The sequence below is a fragment of the Streptomyces sp. URMC 126 genome (assembly GCF_051386555.1).
Classification (GTDB): Bacteria; Actinomycetota; Actinomycetes; order Streptomycetales; family Streptomycetaceae; genus Streptomyces.
In genome coordinates this window covers 1-20304 of record NZ_JBPQTX010000112.1, presented here as the reverse complement: position 1 = coordinate 20304, position 20304 = coordinate 1, and the positions used below count along the sequence as shown (strand labels likewise).

The 20304-nt window shown below is 72.3% G+C and carries 18 protein-coding genes and 1 pseudogene; 9 read left to right on the top strand and 10 right to left on the bottom strand.

Going from position 1 to position 20304, the window contains the following annotated elements; translation table 11 throughout:
- Nucleotides 1-240 precede the first annotated feature (240 nt).
- Complete coding sequence (gene murQ, locus ACSNOK_RS15915) at nt 241-1179, bottom strand: N-acetylmuramic acid 6-phosphate etherase (protein WP_436781326.1); 939 nt, start codon at nt 1177-1179, stop codon at nt 241-243.
- A gap of 16 nt (nt 1180-1195) precedes the next feature.
- The gene (locus tag ACSNOK_RS15910; protein ID WP_436781325.1) at nt 1196-2143 is read right to left on the bottom strand and encodes a MurR/RpiR family transcriptional regulator; all 948 of its coding nucleotides are present in this window, start codon (nt 2141-2143) and stop codon (nt 1196-1198) included.
- 63 nt (nt 2144-2206) lie between these two features.
- On the opposite strand from ACSNOK_RS15910, the gene ACSNOK_RS15905 reads away from it, so the two are divergent.
- Together ACSNOK_RS15905 and ACSNOK_RS15900 are read left to right on the top strand one after the other, a co-directional pair.
- Entirely contained in the window at nt 2207-2569 is a 363-nt protein-coding gene (locus tag ACSNOK_RS15905) for a hypothetical protein (RefSeq protein WP_436781324.1), read from the top strand.
- Between the two features lie 126 nt (nt 2570-2695).
- Nucleotides 2696-2971: a DUF4031 domain-containing protein gene (locus ACSNOK_RS15900; protein ID WP_436781323.1), complete on the top strand. Its 276-nt coding sequence runs from the start codon at nt 2696-2698 to the stop codon at nt 2969-2971.
- 140 nt (nt 2972-3111) lie between these two features.
- Here ACSNOK_RS15900 and ACSNOK_RS15895 read toward each other — a convergent pair whose 3' ends face one another.
- Nucleotides 3112-3882: an HD domain-containing protein gene (locus ACSNOK_RS15895; protein ID WP_436781322.1), complete on the bottom strand. Its 771-nt coding sequence runs from the start codon at nt 3880-3882 to the stop codon at nt 3112-3114.
- 93 nt (nt 3883-3975) lie between these two features.
- Here ACSNOK_RS15895 and ACSNOK_RS15890 point away from each other — a divergent pair, with 93 nt between their 5' ends.
- Complete coding sequence (locus ACSNOK_RS15890; protein WP_436781321.1) at nt 3976-4674, top strand: copper homeostasis protein CutC; 699 nt, start codon at nt 3976-3978, stop codon at nt 4672-4674.
- Between the two features lie 60 nt (nt 4675-4734).
- On the opposite strand, the gene ACSNOK_RS15885 is transcribed toward ACSNOK_RS15890, so the two are convergent.
- Nucleotides 4735-6024: an MFS transporter gene (locus ACSNOK_RS15885; protein WP_436781320.1), complete on the bottom strand. Its 1290-nt coding sequence runs from the start codon at nt 6022-6024 to the stop codon at nt 4735-4737.
- A gap of 129 nt (nt 6025-6153) precedes the next feature.
- On the opposite strand from ACSNOK_RS15885, the gene ACSNOK_RS15880 reads away from it, so the two are divergent.
- Nucleotides 6154-6498, top strand: coding sequence for an ArsR/SmtB family transcription factor (locus ACSNOK_RS15880; protein WP_436781319.1), 345 nt, complete (start codon nt 6154-6156; stop codon nt 6496-6498).
- Nucleotides 6499-6882: 384 nt separating this feature from the next.
- Entirely contained in the window at nt 6883-7371 is a 489-nt protein-coding gene (locus ACSNOK_RS15875; protein ID WP_436781318.1) for a hypothetical protein, read from the top strand.
- Between the two features lie 186 nt (nt 7372-7557).
- On the opposite strand, the gene ACSNOK_RS15870 is transcribed toward ACSNOK_RS15875, so the two are convergent.
- Entirely contained in the window at nt 7558-9642 is a 2085-nt protein-coding gene (locus tag ACSNOK_RS15870; protein WP_436781317.1) for a HelD family protein, read from the bottom strand.
- A gap of 290 nt (nt 9643-9932) precedes the next feature.
- Between ACSNOK_RS15870 and ACSNOK_RS15865 the strand changes: the two genes are divergently transcribed.
- Entirely contained in the window at nt 9933-10094 is a 162-nt protein-coding gene (locus tag ACSNOK_RS15865; protein WP_436781316.1) for a hypothetical protein, read from the top strand.
- Nucleotides 10095-10227: 133 nt separating this feature from the next.
- Nucleotides 10228-10626 carry a hypothetical protein gene (locus tag ACSNOK_RS15860; protein ID WP_436781315.1) on the top strand — a complete coding sequence of 133 codons (399 nt, stop codon included), beginning with the start codon at nt 10228-10230 and terminating at the stop codon, nt 10624-10626.
- Between the two features lie 175 nt (nt 10627-10801).
- Here the strand turns inward: ACSNOK_RS15860 and ACSNOK_RS15855 are convergent, their stop codons facing one another.
- The 4 genes from ACSNOK_RS15855 to ACSNOK_RS15840 all read right to left on the bottom strand — a co-directional run bounded on the left by ACSNOK_RS15855 (nt 10802) and on the right by ACSNOK_RS15840 (nt 16884).
- Entirely contained in the window at nt 10802-12451 is a 1650-nt protein-coding gene (locus ACSNOK_RS15855; RefSeq protein WP_436781314.1) for a DNA repair helicase XPB, read from the bottom strand.
- Between the two features lie 40 nt (nt 12452-12491).
- Entirely contained in the window at nt 12492-14870 is a 2379-nt protein-coding gene (locus tag ACSNOK_RS15850) for a tetratricopeptide repeat protein (RefSeq protein WP_436781313.1), read from the bottom strand.
- Nucleotides 14867-16531, bottom strand: coding sequence for a hypothetical protein (locus ACSNOK_RS15845; protein WP_436781312.1), 1665 nt, complete (start codon nt 16529-16531; stop codon nt 14867-14869). Before ACSNOK_RS15845 ends, ACSNOK_RS15850 begins: the two co-directional genes overlap by 4 nt.
- Nucleotides 16532-16749: 218 nt before the next feature.
- Nucleotides 16750-16884: a hypothetical protein gene (locus ACSNOK_RS15840; RefSeq protein ID WP_436781311.1), complete on the bottom strand. Its 135-nt coding sequence runs from the start codon at nt 16882-16884 to the stop codon at nt 16750-16752.
- Between the two features lie 93 nt (nt 16885-16977).
- Between ACSNOK_RS15840 and ACSNOK_RS15835 the strand changes: the two genes are divergently transcribed.
- Together ACSNOK_RS15835 and ACSNOK_RS15830 are read left to right on the top strand one after the other, a co-directional pair.
- Nucleotides 16978-17238, top strand: a complete 261-nt coding sequence (locus ACSNOK_RS15835; protein ID WP_436781310.1) for a hypothetical protein — start codon at nt 16978-16980, stop codon at nt 17236-17238.
- Nucleotides 17231-17730, top strand: a pseudogene (locus ACSNOK_RS15830) (class I SAM-dependent methyltransferase); the annotation flags it as partial. The gene ACSNOK_RS15835 and the pseudogene ACSNOK_RS15830, both read left to right, overlap by 8 nt.
- A 31-nt stretch (nt 17731-17761) precedes the next feature.
- Here ACSNOK_RS15830 and ACSNOK_RS15825 read toward each other — a convergent pair.
- On the bottom strand, nt 17762-20275 hold the full coding sequence (locus ACSNOK_RS15825) for a helicase C-terminal domain-containing protein (RefSeq protein WP_436781309.1): 2514 nt from the start codon (nt 20273-20275) through the stop codon (nt 17762-17764).
- Between the last annotated feature and the right edge of the window lie 29 nt (nt 20276-20304).

Here is a 20304-nt window from a genome sequence, read left to right as displayed (position 1 = left end):
GTGTATAAGAGACATGTCCCACGCGGGGGCTCCGTTTGAACGGTGGGGTGGCCCGGTCCCTCCCCCAGAGGGGGCACCCCCGAAGCGCCCTGCGGGCTCCCCCAGAGGGGGTACCCCCAGTCCTCAAACGCCGGACGGGCTATATCAGCCTGTCCGGCGTTTGAGGACGAGCGGCGAAGCCGCGAAGGGGGGTCTGGGGCGCAGCCCCAGGAATCGGCGAAGGGGTGGGACCGGGGCACCTCACCTTTCCCGCGCAGCCTCCAGAGCCGCTCGCAGGTGTCCGTCGGCCGCTGCCAGCAACCGCCCCGCGTCAGCCGCGTCCACCTCCGCCAGGAGGACGAGGATCGCGTCCTTCACCTCCCCGTCCGTGGCCGCCAGCGCGGCCTCGATCTCCGCGTCCGGAGCTCCCGTCGCCAGGGAAACGATGTGGCGCGACCGCGCCCGCAGCTTGTCGTTGGAGGCGCGGAGGTCGACCATCAGGTTCCCGTAGGTCTTGCCGAGGCGGATCATGGTGATGGTCGAGAACATGTTGAGGACGAGCTTCTGCGCGGTGCCCGCCTTGAGGCGGGTGGAGCCGGTGATCAGCTCGGGGCCGACGACGATCTCGACGGCGTGTTCGGCGGCGGCGCCCAGGGCCGAGCCCTCGTTGCAGGACAGGCCGACGGTCAGGGCGCCGAGCCGGCGGGCCCGGGTGACGGCGCCGACGGCGTACGGGGTGCGGCCGGAGGCGGAGACGCCGACGACCGTGTCGTCGGGGGTGAGGTCCAGCGCGGCGAGGTCGGCCGCCGCCGCGTCCGCGTCGTCCTCCGCGCCCTCGACGGCCGTCACCAGCGCTTCCGGGCCGCCCGCGATCAGGCCCACCACCCGTCCCGGCTCGGTGGCGAAGGTCGGCGGGCACTCGCTGGCGTCCAGCACCCCCAGCCGTCCGGCCGTCCCCGCCCCCGCGTAGACCAGCCGGCCGCCGCGTGCCATCCGTTCGGCGATCGCGTCGATGGCGGCGGCGATGGCGGGCAGCCGGCCGGCGACGGCGGTGGCGACCGTCGCGTCGTCGGCGTTCATGACGGTCGCGATGTCCAGGGTCGGCAGCCGGTCGATGTCCGCCAGCTCGGGGCGGAACGCCTCCGTGGTGAGGTGCGCCAGCTGGGCGCGGAGGGCGGCGATGGCGCCGGTCGACGACATGATGGCCTCGCTCGGGTCAGCGCGGGTCGGCCCGCGGGTCGTGGCGGTGGGCGAGCGCCTCGTAGGAGGCGGAGAGGGCGGGCGCGGCCCGCTCGTACGTCCGTTGCGCGACCCCGATGAACAGGCAGTCCACCACGAGGAGTTGGCTCGTCCGGCTGGACATGGCCGCCGGGCGCAGCTCGCTCTCCCGGGCCGTGGAGGTGGCGAGGACGTGGTCGGCGTACTGGCCGATGCCGCCGGCCGGGTTGCCGGTGACGGCGACGGTGGTCGCGCCGTGTTCGAAGGCGACCCGCAGGGGTTCGATGACGTCGGTGGTCCGGCCGGAGTGGGTGATGGCGATGGCGACGTCGCCGGAGCGCAGCTGGACGGCGTTGGTGACGGCGAGGTGGGGGTCGGCGGGGGCGTGCGCGATCACGCCGATGCGCAGCAGTTTCTGGACGAGGTCCTGGCCGACGAGGTTGGAGGCGCCGATGCCGTAGACGTCGACGCGCCGCGCGGCGGCCAGCGCGGTGACCGCCGCCTCCAGCGCGGTGGTGTCCAGGCCCGCCGCGGTGTCGGCGAGGCACTCGGCCTCGTCGTGCGCGAGTTTGGCGACCACGCTCGGCAGCGGATCGTCCACGGTGATGTCGGCCGTGACGGACGGGGCCCGGCCGGCCGCCCGGTCGGCGGCCAGCGCGGCGAGGGCCAGACGCAGTTGGCGGTAGCCCGGATAGCCGAGGGCGCGGGCGGTGCGGACGACGGTGGCCTCGCTGGTCCCCGTGCGCTGGGCGAGCCCGGTCACGGTCAGGGCGGCCGAACCGGCGGGGTCGCCCACGAGGGCGTCGGCGACGCGCTGCATCGAACGGGTCATGGTGGGGGCGAGCGTGCGGACCTTGGCGGCGAAGGCGGCCGGCGCGGGCGGCGCGAGGGGCCGGCGCAGCGGGCGGAGACGACCTTCGGCGCTTTCCTTCGGATCGCTGCTCACTTGTTGAAAGGTATTTTCAGTTCGATGTGCCGTCAACCATCAGCGTCGCGGACAATGGTGCACATGGAGCTCGAACAAGCACTGCACGCGGCCCGGGCGCTCGTCCTCGACGACCTGACCGCCGGGGGCGTGGCCGATCCGGACGTGGTCTCGCTGGTCGAGGACGCGGTGGCCGGCCGGCGGTGGTGGGTCGAGCAGTGGCCGGAAGGCGTGGCCTTCATCGCCGGACTGATCGCCCAGGACGTGCAGGACGCCCTGCTGGAACGGCACGGCCGCTGGCCGCTGTGCCCGGTCTGCACGGACTCGGGCGACCCCCACGCCCTGGAGGTCGAGCCGGAGCTGGGCCCCGACCCGCACTGGGCCTGCACCAAGCAGGCGGTGATCGTGGCCTCCGTCGGCCGGCTGTCGTCCGCCCTGCGCCGCTGACGGGAACGGAGAGCGGAGAGCGGAGAGGACGGGGGGCGGGGTGGACGCCGGGACGGGGGCGACGGGCGCGCGCGGAATCGAGCGGGCGACCGAGCGCCGACGCGGGCGCGGGATCGGAGCGATCGGGTGACCCTCTACATCGATCCGCCGCAGTGGCCGGGGCACGGCCGGATGTGGTCGCACCTGGTCAGCGACGTGAGCTTCGACGAGCTGCACGCGTTCGCCGCCCGGCTGGGCCTGCCCGGGCGTGCCTTCGACGGCGATCACTACGACGTGGCGGAGTCCGTGTACGCGGACGCGGTGCGCCTCGGCGCGGTGGAGGTGCGCAGCCGGGACGTCGTGCGGCTGCTGCGCACGGCGGGGCTGCGGAGGCCGAAGCGGCCGGGGGCGCGCCGCGCGTGAGGGCCTCGGGCGGGTGCGCCTCGGGTGGGTGAGGGCCCCACGCGGAGGGCGGCGCCCGGTGGTGAGCCGGCGCCAGGACGTAAGCGGTGCCGCGTGGTGAGCCGCGCCAGGCCGTGCGCGGTGCCGCGCGGTGAGCCGCGCTAGGTCGTGAGCAGCGCGAGCTCCGTCGTGAGGTTGTGGCGGGCGGCGCGCTCCCACCGTTCGTACCCGCGCGGGGTGCGGAACAGCCGGGGCAGCGCGAGGAGTCCGCGGAGGACCGCCGCGCGGCCGGCCCGGAACGCCTCGTCCGGCACGAAGCCGTACTCCTGGCGGACCTCCGCCGCGTACGTCGCGTACGCGTCGGGGGAACCGCCGAGGACGGCGAGATCGGCGTCGCACAGCAGCTCGCCGTTGCGGTCGCCGGGGGCCGGGTCGTGGCCGACGGTCAGCAGGACGAGCCGGACGACCTCGGCGGTGACGTCCTCGGGGATCCCCAGCTCGGCCAGGGCGCGGCCCGCGAGCCGGGCGCTGCGCTCCTCGTTGGTCGAGCGCTCGGGCAGGTAGACCGCGTCGTGGAACCAGGCGGCGAGCCGGACGGCGGCGAGGTCGCGGGCCGTTTCGGCGTGCTCGGCGAGTTCGTCGACGCGGTCGAGCACGGCGGTCAGGTGGGCGACGGTGTGGTAGCGGCGCTGCGGCTCCGACCAGCGGGCGAGCAGGTCGGCGGCGTAGCGGGCGGGGTCCGGCTCCGGCTGCCCGGCGGGCTCCGGCCGTCCGGCGAGCTCCGGCCGTCCCGCGGACTCCGGCCGTCCCGCAGCGGACTCCGGGTCGCGAGCCGTCAGTACGGCATGGGCCCAGCGCTCTTCGAGCGAGGGGCCGGAGGAGTGCTCGGAGGGGGCGGCGGAGGCGGCGGGGCGCTCGGCGGGGATGGCCATGGAGTCATTGTGGAGCAACCGCGAGTGTGCCGACGGGAACGTTCCGCGAGGGGCCCGCTTCCTCGGCGGGCGACGGTGTGGCACCCTTGTTACATGTCTAGACCAATTCTCGAAGTGATCGCGCTGGACGCGGCGGACGCGGTGGCGGCGCGGGCCGGCGGGGCGGACCGGCTGGAACTGGTCAGCGACATCGCCGCCGACGGCCTGACGCCTTCACTCGAGACGTTCGCGCGGGTCCGCGCGGCCGTCGACATCCCGGTCCGCGTGATGCTGCGGTCCTCCGACGGCTTCGGCGCGGGTGGTGCGGCGGAGCTCGACGCGCTGTGCGCGGCGGCCGGCGCGCTGCGGGCGGAGGGTGCCGAGGAGTTCGTCCTCGGGTTTCTCACGGAGGACGGGCGCGCGGACCTGTCCGCCGTCGACGCCCTGTGCGAGGTGATCGGGCCGGACGCCCGCTGGACGTTCCACCGGGCCCTCGACCGCGCCGCCGACCGGGACGCCCTGCGCAAGCAGCTCGCCGACCGCCCCGGTCTGGACACCTACCTCACCGCCGGTTCCGCCTCCGGCGTCGACGACGGCCTTTCCACCCTGCTGGCCGAGGCCGCGCGCGGTGACGAGCCCGGGTACGAGCCCCGCATCCTCGTCGGCGGCGGCCTCAAGCTCAAGCACGTGCCGGTGCTGCGTGAGGCCGGGATCGAGGGCTTCCACATCGGGGGCGCGTCCCGTCCCGGCGGCTGGGACGCGCCGGTGGACGCGGCGGCGGTGCGGGTGTGGCGGGAGACGCTGGGCGGGTAGTGCGACCGGGGCCGCCGCCGAGGGGAGCGCGGGGCACGTCCTGCGGGCCCCCTACCGTCGTCAGGCGGTCGGGAGACGGCCGTCGGCGGCTCCTGTGGCGGGCCGCGCCGGCGCACCGCTCACACCGGCTGTGCTCTTCGCGCCCCTCGGGTCGCCGGCGCCCTCCACTGGACCGGTGGCCTCCGTCGCGCGTACGGCCCCGCCCGCCGCTCGCGGCGTCCCCCGGACCGTCCCCAGGGTGGTCGCGACCGCGGCCAGCGCCGCCGCCACCGACACCAGCGGGAACCAGCGCTCGCCGAAGACGCCGATCGCCGTACTGCCGACGACACCGGCCGCGGCCAGGCCGAGGTAGATCGAGCTGCTGTTCAGCGACATCAGCAGGGGCGCGTTCGGCGGGTCCACGGAGACCAGCCGGTGCGGCAAGGCGACGGCCATCGACCAGCCGGCCAGCGGGCTGAGCACGGCGTAGCAGAGGGCGCCGGGCATCGACCCCGAGAGCCAGGGCAGGGAACCGAAGGCCAGCGCCAGGACGGTGCCACCGGTGAGCAGGACCGTACGGACGCCCAGCCGGTCGACGAGGCGGCCGCCGAGCCAGTTGCCCGCCACCGACGCGAAGCCGGTGACCAGCAGGACCAGCGTCAGCCGGCTCTGGTCGCCGCCGGTCGCGGGGCGAATGGCGGTGGCGAGGTAGATGTAGACGGAGTTGACGCCGACGAAGGTGGCGAACGTCGTGAACATGCCCGCGAGCACCTGACGGTCGCGCAGCGGCGCGAGGCGCTCCCGCAGCCGGGGCGAGCCCGTCGGGGCGGGGAGTTCGCGCAGCAGCGCGGCGAGGCCGAGGAGCGCGGCCGCGCCCAGGGCGGTGACCAGCCACATCGTCCAGCGCCAGTCGGCGCGCCCGAGGTAGGCGCCCAGCGGGACGCCGAGCACGGTGGCCACCGTCATGCCGCCCATCACGGTGGCGATGGCGCGCCCGCGCCGCTCGGGCGGGACGAGAGCGGTGGCGACGGCGTTGGCCGTCGGGGTGTAGAGCGCGGCGCCGACGGCGGCGAGGACCCGGGTGGCCAGCAGCGTCCCGTAGTCCGGGGCGAGCGCGCTGAGCGCGTTCGCCGCCGTGAACACGCCGAGCGCGGTGAACAGCACGCGCCGCCGGTCCCAGCGGGCGGTCAGGGTGGCGAGGACGGGCGCGAACAGGGCGTAGACCAGACCGAAGACGGCGACGAGCTGCCCGGCGGCCGGGACGGACGTGTGCAGGTCCTCGGCGATGCCGTCGAGGATGCCGGTCATGACCATGGAGTCGGTGCCGACGGCGAAGGCGCCGAGGGCGAGCAGGAGCAGGCGAAGACGCACGGGAGTCCTTCCGGACGGTTCCTCACGGGGACGAGTAAGGTTGGACGCACGTCAAACAATAGAGACAGTTGGATGACTGTCAAACAAAAATCCGGGCGTGGCCGTGCCCGGGACGGAAGGTGGGTACCCGTGGAGGGAGAGCTGCTGCCGCAGCCGGACGCGGCGGACATCAAGCTGGAGAAGGTCCTCAGCGCGCTCGGCGACCCCGTCCGCCTGCACCTCTTCCGCGCCTTCGGCGCCGACGAGCAGTGCGACTGCGACGCCGCCCGCCTCGGCCTCGGCCACCTGCACAAGTCGACGCTCTCGCACCACATGCGCGTCCTGCGCGAATCCGGCGTCACCTCTACCCGCGCGGTCGGCCGCAACCGCCACGTCAGCCTCCGGCGCGCCGACCTCGACGCCCGCTTCCCGGGGTTGATCGACGCGCTGCTGGCGGCGGCGGGGGAGGGGGAGTCGGGGCAGCAGGGCGCGTAAGGCGGGAGCCGGGCGCGTAGGGGCGGGCGGGGCCGGGCGGCGGCCCGGGACCCCTGGCCGCCCCGGCGGGCCGTACCCGCCGTACCGCCTTGCCGGCCGCGGTTTCGGCTTGTCCTGTGGCGATTTGGCGGGAAAGCGCATTCCACGGATGTTTTCCGTGTGCCGGATGCGGGAGAACCCGCACCCTTGACCCGCCCGCCGGGCCGGTGATGTGCTGTGGCCGATGTGACAGGAATGGCGGGAACGGCGATCGGGGAGTCGTGGCCCTCAGGGCCGGTGATTGCGGCGGCGCCCCATATCGCGCGTACCCCTCATATCGCAGATGGGAACTCGGTCGAAAAGGTCATACGGCGCGGGTGAATCCACCCGGTAAGGATCCGGAAGGTGAAATTCTCTGTGAAGAAGGTGAGTTTGCGCGGCATGGCCGTCGCTGCCGTGCTGGCTTCGGCGGTCACTCTGGTGGCAGCCGGGCCCGCAGCGGCCGACGGCAAGGTCGACTGGAAAAGCAAGAAGAGCGGGCTCTGCCTCTACGCGGACACGACGGTGGGAGCTCTTCTGGACCGCTGTTCGTACGAGTCCTTCTGGTACGAGGAGAAGTGGCCTTCTCTCGGTAACAACTGGACCATTCATGTGAACGACAACCAGGTGTACTGCCTCGACAGCAACACCCGGGGGTCCGCCTACATCAGCAAGTGCGAGAACCCCAGGAACAACAAGTACCAGCTGTGGTCGGAAGAGAAGTGGTCCGGGGGGTGGGTGCTCAAAAACGTCCAGACGGGGAGATGTCTCGGAACGGGAGACAGGGAAGGGAGTTACACCTTCGCCAAGACGTATCCGTGCAAATCAACCGACGACCGCATTTTCTGGGAGTGATCTGACGGGCGGTCGATGCGAGGAATTGACTGGCACCTCTTGTTTGTTGTGAGTTCCCTTCGGGGAGGCTCGGCAGTCGTCCGTCGACGGCTGTCGTGATGGTGCGACCACGGCCGCCGTATCGGGGGGCGCGGCGAGCGGCCGCGTCCCCCGGAAGCCGGAACCGGGAAGCCGGGAGTGGCTGCCTTACGCCAGAGCCGCCGGCAGTGGCTCCGCGTGTAGCACGGTCAGGCCCGACACCGCTCGGGTCAGGGCCACGTACAGCCGTCGCAGGCCCGTGCGTTCGTCCGGTTCGCCGGAGACGACGGCGGCGGGTTCGTCGAGGACGACGTGGTCGTACTCCAGGCCCTTGGCGAGGGAGGCCGGGACGAGGGTGAGGCGGGCGTCGGGGGTGGTCTCCTCGCCGGGGGCGAGGTGGGGGAGGCCGGCGGCGGTGAGGGCCGCGGCCAGGGCGGGGACGCGGGCGTCGGCCGCGATCAGGCCGATGGAGCCCTCCCGTTCGAGGGAGGAACGGCAGGCCGCGACCACCGCGTCGTCCAGGGCGGACGGGTCCGCGACGGCGCGGACCGCGAAGTCGCCGGCGGCCTCGCGGACCGAGGTGGCCTCCGTGAGGCCGGGGGCGATGGCGGGCAGCAGCCGGGACGCGTAGGCGATGACCTCGCGGGGGACGCGGAAGCCCTGCGTGAGCTCCTCGACGGCCGCGTCCGGCTTGCCCAGGTGGACGAGCGCCTCCCGCCAACTCGCCGTCGCCCAGGGCGTGGTGCCCTGCGCGATGTCGCCCAGCACGGTCGCGGAACCGGTGGTGCAGCGGCGGCCGACCGCCCGGTACTGCATGGGGGACAGGTCCTGTGCCTCGTCCAGCACCACGTGCCCCAGGGAGGGCGTCCGCTGGACGAGGTCCGTCACCTCGTCGATCAACACCGCGTCCGCCGCCGACCACTTGGCCGTCCGTACGCTCCGCGCGGGCTTCGCCCACAGCACGGCGCGCTGTTCGTCCTCCGTCAGCACGCCGGCCGCGTGCTCGGCCAGGAACTCCGGGTCGGAGAGCAGCCGCAGCACCAGCTTCGCCGGGTCGACGACCGGCCAGACGGCCTTGACCGCCGCCTTCACGGCGGGGTTGCGGGCCACCGCGTCCTGCACCCGGTCGTCCGGCGCCTCGCCCGCCTGCTCCATCCGGACGAGCACCGCGTGCGCGATGCGCTGCGGCAGGGCCTCGCGGGCGGCGCCGTAGCGGATGTCGCGGGCGAGGAGCTCGCGGACGATCTCCTCCACCTCGTACGCCGGGACGCGCCAGCGCCGTGAGCCGCGCACGACGACCACGGGCTCCGTCGGCATCGTGACCCCCGACCGCACCGCGCGGCGCAGCACCTCCGCCATCCGCGCGTCACCCTTGATCCGGGCGGTCTCGGCCGGGTCCGTGCCGCGTACCTCCACATGCGCGACCAGGTCGTCGACGGTGGCCTGCGCGACGTTCAACTCGCCCAGCGCGGGCAGGACCTGCTCGATGTAGCGGAGGAAGGACCGGTTCGGTCCGACGACGAGCGTGCCGGTGCGGGCCAGCCGCTCGCGGTGGGCGTACAGCAGGTAGGCGACGCGGTGCAGGCCCACCGCCGTCTTCCCGGTGCCGGGCGCTCCCTGGACGCACACCGTGCCGCCGATCCCGGCGCGGACGATCTCGTCCTGTTCGGGCTGGATGGTGGCGACGATGTCCCGCATCGGGCCGACGCGCGGGCGCTCGATCTCGGCCTGGAGCAGCGCGCTCGCCTGCTCGGCGCCCGACGCGTCCGTCAGGTCCTCGTCCTCGTACGCCGTCAACTCGCCGCCGGTGTAGCCGAACCGACGGCGCCGGCCGACGCCCTGCGGCTCCTTCTTCGACGCCCGGTAGAACGGCTGCGAGACGGGCGCGCGCCAGTCGACGACCATGGGGTCGCCGTGCGCGTCGTGCACGTGCCGCCGCCCGATGTAGAACCGCTCCGCGCCGCCGCCCTCGCCCGCCGCGTCGGCCGGCGCCTCGGTGTAGTCCAGCCGTCCGAAGAACAGCGGGGCGTGCGCGAGGTCGGCGAGCGCCGTGATGCGCTCCTCGATCTGCCGCGTGAGGATCTGCGCGTTGACCCAGTTGGCCGTGACGTCCTTGATGTCGAGCGCCTCGACGTCCTCCCGCATCGCGCGCAACGCGGCGCGGGAGGCGGCGAGATGGGCGCGCTCGTGGTGGAGGGGGTCGAGCGAGTCGAGAGTGGTCTCGGGGTGCTGGTCGGGGGCGTGCGCGGGCACGGCATGGCCTCCAGGGCGGCGAGCTGTGGGCGTGCGGTACGAGCGGGGAACCGGCCGGTTTCCGTCCGGACGGCGGCGCTCCCGGGCCACTCGGCGGGAGGCGGAAGTCCGCGATTCTACGGACGGGGCCGGAATGCCGCCAATGTTTTTCCGCGCGCCCCCGGGTGACTCTCAGGGTCGCCGTCCGTCTCCCGTAGGGGTAGGCGTTATCCCTGAGTCGTACGGCGGGGGGCCCGCGTTTACATCGCCAGGGCGATGTATCGCGGCCCCGCGGATTCCATCATGGACACATGACCACCGCAGGGATCACCTCAGCCGCCCAGGGCGCCGAGCACGGCGCCTCCACCGCCCTCTCCCACGCCTTCCGTGCTCTCAAGGTGTTCGCCGGCACGGCCGTCAGCGTCGTCCTCCTCGGCCGCTTCGAGGGCGAGGAGACGCTGGTCAAGCGCTGACGGGCGACGCACGGGCCCCGCCCCTCGGCGCCCCGGCCCCGCTCTTCGGACCCGCCGTCTGAGTACCCCTACCCCTACGGACTGAGTACCCGCCCCGATCCGCCCGCCGCCGTCGGCCGATGGAATCGGGGACATGACCTCTCAACCCACGAGAACGTCCGAGCCCGCTCCCGACGCCGCCCCCGCCCCGGGCGAGGGCCTGTTCCGCCGCCTGTGGCGGTGGGCCGACCGGCGCCTCGGGCCGGCCGATGAGCGCTGGGCGAAGGCTCCCGTCGCCGCCTCCGTCGTCTGCTTCCCGGCGCTGCTGTTCTACGCGTGCAACATCCACGAGCTGGGGCTCGACACCCGGCGCTCGGGTGCGACGGCGACGGTGTTCGCGGGGCTGCTGGCGCTGGCGGTGGCGTGGCTGCTGCCGCACCGGCGGAGCTTGCGGTCAAGCCGTGTCACGTTCGCGATCACCGGAGCCGCTCTGCTGCTCGTGTACGCCCTGTACTTCGTGTACCTCGTGGTGATCTGGCTCTGCTTCGTGTGACCGGGGCGCCCGGCCGCCAGCGGGGGCGTCCCGCCGTCGGGCGTGGGCGTCCCACGGCCGGGCGGGGGCATCCGGCCGCCGGGCGTGGGCGTCCCGCCGTCGGGCGGGGGCGTCCCGCCGCCGGTCGCGGTGGCGTTCCCCCGTCGGACGCGGGTACCCCCGCCCCGCCGTCACCTCAGGCGTCGTCCCCCGCCAGCAGCTCGTCCGCGTCCACGATCCGGTAGGCGTATCCCTGCTCCGCCAGGAACCGCTGCCGGTGGGCCGCGAAGTCCTGGTCGATGGTGTCGCGGGCGACGACCGAGTAGAAGCGCGCCTCGTGCCCGTCCGCCTTCGGGCGGAGGACGCGGCCGAGCCGCTGCGCCTCCTCCTGCCGGGAGCCGAACGTGCCGGAGACCTGGATGGCGACCGTCGCCTCCGGCAGGTCGATGGAGAAGTTCGCGACCTTCGACACGACGAGCACCGAGATCTCGCCCTGCCGGAACGCCTCGAAGAGCTTCTCGCGCTGCGCGTTGCTCGTCTCGCCCTTGATGACCGGCGCGCCCAAGTGCTCGCCCAGCTCGTCGAGCTGGTCGATGTACTGGCCGATGACCAGCGTCTGCTCGCCCGCGTGCCGGCGCACCAGCGCCTCGGTGACCTTCCGCTTCGTGGCCGTCGTCGCGCAGAAGCGGTACTTCTCCTCCGCCTCCGCCGTCGCGTACGCCAGCCGCTCGCCGTCCGTGAGGTTGACGCGGACCTCGACGCAGTCGGCGGGCGCGATGTAGCCCTGCGCCTCGATCTCCTTCCACGGCGCGTCGAACCGCTTCGGCCCGATCAGCGAGAACACGTCCGACTCCCGCCCGTCCTCCCGCACCAGCGTCGCGGTCAGGCCGAGCCGCCGCCGGGCCTGGAGGTCGGCGGTGAACTTGAAGACCGGCGCGGGCAGCAGGTGCACCTCGTCGTAGACGACCAGACCCCAGTCGCGGGAGTCGAACAGCTCCAGGTGGGGATAGATCCCCTTCCGCTTGGTGGTCAGCACCTGGTACGTGGCGATGGTGACCGGGCGGATCTCCTTCTTCGTCCCGCTGTACTCGCCGATCTCGTCCTCGGTGAGCGACGTCCGCTTCACCAGCTCGTGCTTCCACTGCCGGGCGGAGACCGTGTTCGTGACGAGGATCAGCGTCGTCGCCTTCGCCTCGGCCATCGCGCCCGCGCCGACCAGCGTCTTCCCCGCGCCGCAGGGCAGTACGACGACGCCGGAGCCGCCATGCCAGAAGCCGTCGACGGCCTGCCGCTGGTACGGGCGCAGCGCCCAGCCGTCCTCGCGCAGCTCGATATGGTGCGCCTCGCCGTCCACGTACCCGGCGAGGTCCTCGGCGGGCCAGCCGAGCTTCAGCAGCGCCTGCTTGATCTGGCCGCGCTCGGACGGGTGGACGGCGACGGTGTCCGGGTCGATCCGGGCGCCGACCAGCGGCTTGATCTTCTTGGACCGCAGGATCTCCTCCAGCACCGGCCGGTCCGTGCTCTCCAGGACCAGCCCGTGCACCGGGTGCTTCGACAGCCGCAGCCGCCCGTAGCGCGCCATCGTCTCGGCGACGTCCACGAGCAGCGCGTGCGGCACGGGGTAACGGGAGTGGGTGACGAGCGCGTCGACGACCTGCTCGGCGTCATGCCCGGCCGCCCGTGCGTTCCACAAGCCGAGCGGCGTCACGCGGTAGGTGTGCACGTGCTCGGGAGCGCGCTCCAGCTCGGCGAAGGGCGCGATCGCCCGGCGGCAGGCCTCGGCCTGCTCGTGGTCGACCTCCAGGAGGAGCGTCTTGTCCGACTGGACGATCAGCGGTCCGTTCACGTACGTGCGTCCTTCCGTGCGGCCAAACGTCCAGTGTGCCTCATCCGCCGATTCCTGCGGCGGGCTCGCGGCGGGCGCCGGCCCTGTTCCGTACCTGGTCGGCGAGGTCTAGGGCTTCACCAGCCCGCTTCGCATCGCCGGTCTGCTCGTACAGGGCCGCGGCGAGTTCCAGGTTTTCCAGCGCCTCGGTGTTGTTTCCCAGCTGGAGCAGCGCGGCCGCGAGACTGCTGAGCTCATCGGCAAGGGCGTGGTCGTCCTCGCTCTCCAGGAAGGCCTCCAGAGCGAGGGTGTGCAGACGTATCGCCTTATGCCATTTTTCCTGTCGCTGACGTACGAGAGCCATGTTGCCCAGAGTCATCGCCTCGCTACGGCGGTCTTGCAACCGTCGGAAGGTGACCAGTGCCTCCTGCTGCGCGGTGAGGGCGTCTTCGAACCGTCCTGACGCGATCAGCGTGCCGGCGAAGTTGGACATCTCGACCGCTCGCTCGTGAGGTAGAAGCAGGCCGTTGGGCATGTCGAGCGCACGCCGGTGCAACTCCGCCGCGTTTTCGGCCTCGCCGCTGTTGCGCATCACCATGGCGAGACTTCCCAGAGCCTGGGCGTAATTACGCAGGTCTCCTTGCTTCCGGAAGATCTTCCCGGCCTTGCGGAGGATGCGGGCTGCCTCCTCGGCACGACCCAGCTCGACCAGTGTCTCGCCGAGGTTGCTCAGCGCACGTGCCGCACCCAGCTGGTCCCCGCCGCGCTTGAACAATCGCGCGCTTTCGCTGTGAGCCGCCACGGCTTGCTCGAACTCGCGTTGATCGTGCAGTGAGAGCCCAAGGTTGTTCAATGCGCCTGCCAGAGCTTTGCGCTTCCGTAGCTTCCGGCAGATCTTGATGGCCTTTTGATGTGAGCGTACGGATTTGCGCAGCATGCGGAGGTCCCGAAGCACGACACCTCGGGAGCTCAGCAACGCGGCCTCACGCCTACGGTCTTCTTGCCTTCGGCTCGACCGGATGCCGGCGGCCAGCACGCGACTGGCGTCATCCGAGTAGCGCGCCTCCATGAGGAACTGCGATACGGGTACCGCGAGAGCCGCGCATACCAGGTCGTCTTTTGCCTGGTGAGACCAGGCGGTTGCCGCAACCAGGGTCGGGCGTTCGACCTCTAGCCACTGCAATGCCGCGGTTCGATCGGTGAAGGCCTCAGTCGGCGGCGTTTCAGGCGCGAAGAGCGCCTGGCATGCGAGGGTGGCCATCTCGTGGAAGTGGGCGAGCAGGCGCGCAAGGGCCTCACCCCAGGCGTCGTCACCGGTCATGAGCTTTTCTCGGGCGTAGAGACGCAGGAGGGTGTGCAGCTGCCAGCGGCCGTATGGCTCGCTCGGCTCGATCAGGTGCCGACGGGCCAGGTCCTGCAGGAGGCGTTCCGTTTCCTTTTCGTCTCCGCCGTGCAATTGGGCTGCGGCTTGGGTGGAGAAATCCGGGCCGGGGTTCAGCCACATCAGTCGGAACAGCTTTGCCTGGTCTTTTGTGAGTCTTCTGTATGAAAGGTCGAAGGCTGCTGTAACGGCGCGTTCTTCTCGACTCAGTGCGGACAGCCTGGAATGAGCGTCCTTGAGAAGCCGGTGAAGGCTGGACAGGGTCCGGTTCGGGATGTCGGCGAGCAAAGAGGACACAATGCACAAGGCCAGGGGCAGGCCGCCGCACAGTGCGATGAGCCGATCGGCCTCCTCGGTCTCATTTGCCACCCGAGAATCGCCGGGCCGGGCTGCGCGAAGTGTTGCGTCCAAAAGTGCACGCCCAGAGCTGATGGAAAGCACGCCCAAGGTAATGTTCAGGGCGCCTAGTTCGCTCAACGAATGCCGTGACGACACGAGCGTTGCCGTGGTCCCGTCACTCGGCAGGAGGTAGTGAATCTTTTCGGTGGCCGGTACGTCGTCCAGGACGACCAGGACTCGCTGCCCGGCGGCAGCCAGTGCGGCGAGCGCGGAGCGGTAGATGTTCGCCCGTTCCTCGATTCCGGGAGGAATGTGCTCCGCAGGGATGCCCAGTGCCCTCAAGAGCGTGCCGAGTGCCCGCTTCGGCGAGACCTTTCGCTGCTTGTCATAGCCGTGTAGATCAGCGAAAAGGACCCCGCCAGGGAACCATCCCTCTTCCCGTAGCGCCTGGTGAGCGGCCTGGAGTATGAGTTCCGTCTTGCCTGCTCCGGCAAGCCCTGACACCGTCACCATGCCGGACGCTGGTTCCGCTGACGGCGACAGGGCCGCATGGATCCGCTCCGTCTCGGCTTGGCGGCCGACAAAGACGGCCGACTTCCGGGGGAGCCCCGCGAGTGCGGGATCCGGCCGGTCCGGGAGCGTCAGAGTGATGGTCCGCCCCTGGATCACCACCCCGAAGAACACCCCACCGCTGATGTGATTCTCGGTTCGGTCGTTCACTTGCTCGCGGCCTGCCGATGCCGGGCGACGGCCCTCTTGTAGGCGATCAGCTCCGCGGCGGTGAACATGCTCATGGTTTCCGTAGTGACCAGGTAGCCGACTTCGCGCGAGGCGTGAATATATGCAGGGTCAAGGCCCAACTCGACGGCACATTCTGCCATGGCGAGCATCATTTCGTCGAAGTGCTCTCTGGTGAGACGAGTGGGTTCATCGGCTTCAGGGTCGAAGAGGATCGGATCACCCGGTCCCGGGTCACGTCCGAATTTGACTCGGAATGCTTCCCGCTGAGCCTCCAGCGCTTCCATGAGATTCCGGCCGTGTTCGGTTTCGGTTGAGATCCGCACCAGGGAGCTGCCATCCGCATTCCAGATGCGTTCCACGGGATGATCAGTTGCGCGGTGTTCTGCACTTGTACTGCTCCGGTTCTTGCGGACCTTGCGCAGTACGGTCTCTCTGACGGCGGCGCGCCGTTCGGCCCATCGCTCGTCCGGGCCCTCGTCCGTGGCGTCCGAACCATCGACGCTGTCTGAATGCTCGCGCTCGGCTGCCCTCTCGCGAGCTGTTGCACTGAGGCTCATCCGGGCGTGCATGCCCACCCAGTCCAGCATGTCCGGGGTCACCACGGTGTCCCGTGTGGCCACCTCGGCTATGCCCAGCTCGAAGGAGATGCGTGCCAGAGCGAGACCGGGAGAGCTGGTCCATAGCAGGGCCTCAGAGGGGATTGGTTCTGTGAACGCGGGCACAGCGAACAGGTGCTTGAGGGTGTCTGAGGTAGATAGTCCCAGCTCTGGTGCCAGAAGGAGGATGTCGAGGACCGGTACGAGCGTCGACCTCTCGTCCACGGAAAGAGCCCATGCCGCGGCATGTTCTCCCGTGTCCTCCAAGAGTTCGCCCGGTTTGGTCATAAGCGCCGCATACAAGCTCCCCAGCAGAAGTACGGGTTCCTCCTCCACTGACAGTCCGAGGTCGCGGAAGCGGTTCAGCCCGTGCCGGAGAACGGCTATGGGCGAGTCATCGGCCCGGAAGTCCTTGCCGGCGTTCCGCCAGAACCGCTCGATGCGCTTTTCGCTGTCCACCGGTGGGTCGGGAAGCTGTAGATCCAGAGGTGGCCCGAAGACCGAGCGTGATTCCTGGAGGGCTGTCTCCGGCAACAATCTTCGGGGGATCCGGCGTTGATCGAGGCCGGCCGCTTCAAGTCGGCCGACGAGCGCCAGCATGAGCTGCCCGTCGTCGACGGGCAGCCCCAGTTCCTTGCTCGCCGCGACGACCTCGCGGACGAAGCGCTGAATGCCCTTGCCGTGCACGCTGCCTCGTAGGAGTCGCAGCCACGCGTCGCGGGCGTTGGCGAACTCGTACTCATCGCGGAAGGTCCCTGGCCAGGCCGTCCCCAGGAACAACATGTCCAGCGGGTCCATCTCCGAGTACCAGTGCGGCTCGGTTCCCTCGTGCTGGGCGTAACCCAGTGCTCCATAACCGAAGGCGTAGGCACCGGCCAAGCTCAACTTTCCCGGTGAATTGAGGCGCAGAAGGCGCTGGAGTGCTTCCGTCCCGAGCGCTTGTGCATCGTCACCGCAAGAGACCCCGGCCCTGGATACGGGTGAGGACGCCTGAGGCGTCCTTCTCGCACGCCGTTCCTGCTTCTTCTTTGATGTCTTTCCCACTTCACCCTCCCGGACAGAAGGATGGCGCATGACAGCGTGCCGGGCCGGTGGATTCGGGGGACTGGTGCGAAGGTCGGCTGACGGCGCCGGTGGCGGGTCCGCTCGGGCAGCGCCCGGACTCCGGCTAGGGCGTGGCCTCATGTGGCTGATGAGGCTGGTCGCCGGCCCGCCCCGGAGTGTCACCGTGCTGCGTTGAACACGCGGATATGTGGCACACATCACTGCGCCGCAACGTGATCTAGATTGCTGGCATCCTCACCATGCCCGCCGATCGACAGGTGAAGCAGTTCAACGTCTACCTGCCCACCGACCTCATCCAAGAGGTCAAACACCACGCCGTCGATACCGAACATCGCTCTCTTCGATCGTCGAGACGGCCCTGGCCGAGTACTTCCGGCGTCTCGCGGACACGGGTGCGGACGCGGGCGCCGGGGAGGGGAGTGCGCATGACGACGAGTGACGGTGTCACCGACGGGATCAAGGGGTTTCTCGTCGAGATCCGGAACCACGGGGCGACCGCCGCGTTCTGGAAGTCGCTGGGACAGGAGAGCGTGGTCGACGCCGAGGCGTTCGCGCCCGCTCGTGCGGCGGAGTTCGCCGAGGCGTTCACGCCGACGCATTGGGGCGTCCGGCAGGCGCTGGTCCTGAACCCCGACGGGCGGACGGTCGTCCTCGAAGCGCCGCTCCAAGAGGGCCACCGTGGCTGACCCGCGGACCGCTGACCCCGACCACACCGCCGTCCGCGTCGCCCTCTGGCGTGCCCTGCACGTGCGGGCCGACGCGTCGCCGCATGTGCTGAGCGACGGGATCGGGCTGGCGCTCGCCGGCCCCGGGCCGGACTGGCGGGAGCGTGGCGACATGACGATGCCGGGTGTCGCGGGGGTGCGCGCGTCCGTCGTCGCTCGTGCCCGGTTCGTCGAGGACCTCGTCGCCGAGCGGGCCGCCGCCGGGGTGACGCAGTACGTCATCCTCGGCGCGGGCCTGGACACCTTCGCCCAGCGCCGCCCCGAACTCGGCGCGTCCGTCAGGGTTTCGAGGTGGACCAGCGGGGCGCGCAGGTGCGGGGGCGGCTGGCCGAGCTCGGGTACGTGTCGCCGCCCTGGTCGGCCTTCGTGCCCGTCGATTTCGAGGCCGGCGACTCGTGGTGGGAGCGGCCGGGCGAAGCCGGTTTCGCACCGGGCGCCCCGACGGCCTGCGCAGTTCCTCGTCGCGGAGGTGTAGTCCCCGCGTTCAGGAGGCGTGTTCGTCGGCCAGCTCCGCCACTCCCGTGACCCGGTGCAGCGCGAACGTCCGTACCTCGTCCGTCGTGTGGTCGTATGCCGTCACGTACCCGCCCTCCACCCGTACGGGCGCGATCACCCGCTGGCTCGCCGCGCCCTCCGCGTTGACGTAGCCCATCCACACGGCCGCGCCGGTCAGGACCGCCGCCTGCATGGTGGCCAGGGTCTCGGCGGACGTGGTGCGGGGCAGGGCGGCGGCGCCCGCGGGCGCCGGGGCGGCGGGGGACGGCTTGCGTTCGGCGGTCGCGGCGCGGTCGCCGGCGCGGACGGCCCGGACGGCGGCGGCGAGCAGGGTGTCGTCCGGTGCGGGTGGGCCGTCGGGGACGGGCGCGGGCGGCGTGCGCGGCGGGGTGCGGTGCGTGTCCGCGCGGGTGACCAGGACGTCCCCCTCCGCCGACTCCGCCGCAGGCGCGTACCCCATCTCCCGCAGCCCCTCCAGCAGCGCGTCCGGCGCGGCCTGGGCCGCGAGCACGGTGGGCGCGAGGCGGCGCAGCCGGAGGGCGGCCGAGCGGCGGTCGGCGAGGATCTCGGCCAGCGTCGCCTCGTCGTCGCAGCGCAGGTACGACGAGGCCGCGCCGACGCGCAGCCGGCCGTGGCGGCGGGCCACGTCCTCGACGAGGTAGACCAGCGGCTGGGGGAGCGTGGTGCGGGAGTGCTCGCCGAGGAAGGCGAGGATGTCGGACGCCGTCTGACCGGCGTCCAGCGCGCGGCGTACGGAGTCCGGGGTGAAGCGGTAGACCGTCGCGCCGCCCTTCGACTCGATGTCCGCGAGCACGCCGAGCCGCTGGGCCAGCGGGCGGTGCAGTGGGCCGGGTGCGACGGCCGTGAGGTCGGCCTGGACGAGGACGTGGTCCAGCGGCTCGGGCAGCAGCGGGGCCAGGGCGGCGGCGGCCTCGGCCTCGGCGTGCCGGGTGCGGTCGGGGTCGGGGCCGGGGCCCGCCTGGCCGGTGTGCGTCAGCAGGGCGCGGCCGGGGGCCGCGAGGGCGCCGCGGCCGGTGACGCCGAGGAGTTCGGCCTCGGCGAGCGCCCAGCGGGCGAGCCGGGACCGGAGGTCCTCGCCGGCCGAAGGGCCCCCCGGGGAGCGCGGCGGACGCTCCCACGCCAGGCGCGCGAGCAGCGCGTCGGCGGGGACGGCCGCCCCCGCCGGGAGCTCCGCGAGCAGGGCGAGGACGCGGCGCCGGACCTCCGGCGCGGGCGACCGGTCGAGGTCCGGTCCGAGCGCGGAGAGCGTGCGGCCCTTGGTGTCCCTGGTACCCGCGAGGCCGGGGGTGCGGGTGGTGGCGAGCCAGGCGGCGGCCAGCCACGCCCAGCGCCCGGCGGTGGGCAGGTCCAGCCACTCGTCGTACGCGGGGGTCGGGGCGTACCGCTCGTCCACGTCCCCGTCGGAGGCCAACAGTCCTGCCGCGTAGGCGAGTTCGACCCAGAACGCGGCGACGGACTCGGGTGTGTCGAGCGCGGTCGCGGTGCGCTTGAGGTCGCGGACGCTCAGCCCGCCCGCGCGCAGCACCGGCGGCCCCGCGGTCTCCCAGCCCGTCAGCAGCTCCTCGACGGCGGCCGACGCCGCGAACGCCTGCCCGGCCGCCGTCGCGTCCACCGTCTCCGGCGCGTACGCGGTGACGGGCTCCGGCGCGGGCGCCGCCGGCTCGGGCGCGCGGTGTGCCCGTCCGCCGCGCAGGTGCAGCGCGGCCTCGCGGGGCAGGACGACGCTTCCGGGGCCGGTGGGCAGCAGCAGGCCCCGGTCGAGCAGCCAGCGCAGGTGGGGGGCCGGTTCGGCGGTCACCGTGCCGTACGGCGGGCCCCACATGAGGCGTTCGAGCACGGCGGGCGCGCCCTCGGGCGCCCGCGCCAGCAGCGCCGCCATGCGGTCGCGGTCCTCGAACAGTTCCGTCAGCGCGGCGACCGCCGTCACCGGATCGTGGGTGGCGGGCAGCCCGGCCGCCTCGATGATCTTCTGGAGCCGGCCGGGCGACATGCCCGCCGTGGCCTCGGCGACGGTCGGGCCCAGCCCGGTGGCCGACGGCCGGGACGGGGTGGGCGCCAGCAGCTCACGGGCCGTACGGACCAGGCGCAGCCGGTCGTCCCCGCCCCACACCAGCGCCTGCCGCCGCAGCCCGGCGACGGCGCGCGGCAGTTCGGCGGCGACGCGCGGGTCCGTCGGCTCGTCGCCCGTCATCAGCGCGGCCAGCCGGTCGTACGGGCACGGGTCCGGCGCCACTGCCAGCGCCTCCGCCACCTGGAGCGCGAAGCGGTCCAGCCGGTCCAGCGCCCGCGCCACGGACGCGCGCGTCGCCGCCCGGGTGGCGAGCTGGGTGAGGTCGCCGGGGACCGGGTTCAGCAGGTCGGGACGGGCCCGCAGCAGCTCCGCGAGGAACGCGTCGGGGCGCTCCCGCAGCTCCTCGGCGAGGGTACGCGGCCCTCCGCCGGCCGTGCCGCCGCCGCTGCCGGTCTCCCGAGAAGTGGTCATTCTGCTAACGGTACCGGGTGGAGGGGGTG

What these genes read in the sequence shown, in the direction of transcription:
- murQ (WP_436781326.1), bottom strand. Translation starts at nt 1,179, where the DNA reads ATGTCGTCGACCGGCGCCATCGCCGCCCTCCGCGCCCAGCTGGCGCAC.
- ACSNOK_RS15905 (WP_436781324.1), top strand. Translation starts at nt 2,207, where the DNA reads ATGGAGCTCGAACAAGCACTGCACGCGGCCCGGGCGCTCGTCCTCGAC.
- ACSNOK_RS15895 (WP_436781322.1), bottom strand. Translation starts at nt 3,882, where the DNA reads ATGGCCATCCCCGCCGAGCGCCCCGCCGCCTCCGCCGCCCCCTCCGAG.
- ACSNOK_RS15890 (WP_436781321.1), top strand. Translation starts at nt 3,976, where the DNA reads ATGTCTAGACCAATTCTCGAAGTGATCGCGCTGGACGCGGCGGACGCG.
- ACSNOK_RS15865 (WP_436781316.1), top strand. Translation starts at nt 9,933, where the DNA reads ATGACCACCGCAGGGATCACCTCAGCCGCCCAGGGCGCCGAGCACGGC.
- ACSNOK_RS15860 (WP_436781315.1), top strand. Translation starts at nt 10,228, where the DNA reads ATGACCTCTCAACCCACGAGAACGTCCGAGCCCGCTCCCGACGCCGCC.
- ACSNOK_RS15840 (WP_436781311.1), bottom strand. Translation starts at nt 16,884, where the DNA reads ATGTTCGGTATCGACGGCGTGGTGTTTGACCTCTTGGATGAGGTCGGT.
- ACSNOK_RS15835 (WP_436781310.1), top strand. Translation starts at nt 16,978, where the DNA reads ATGACGACGAGTGACGGTGTCACCGACGGGATCAAGGGGTTTCTCGTC.
- ACSNOK_RS15825 (WP_436781309.1), bottom strand. Translation starts at nt 20,275, where the DNA reads ATGACCACTTCTCGGGAGACCGGCAGCGGCGGCGGCACGGCCGGCGGA.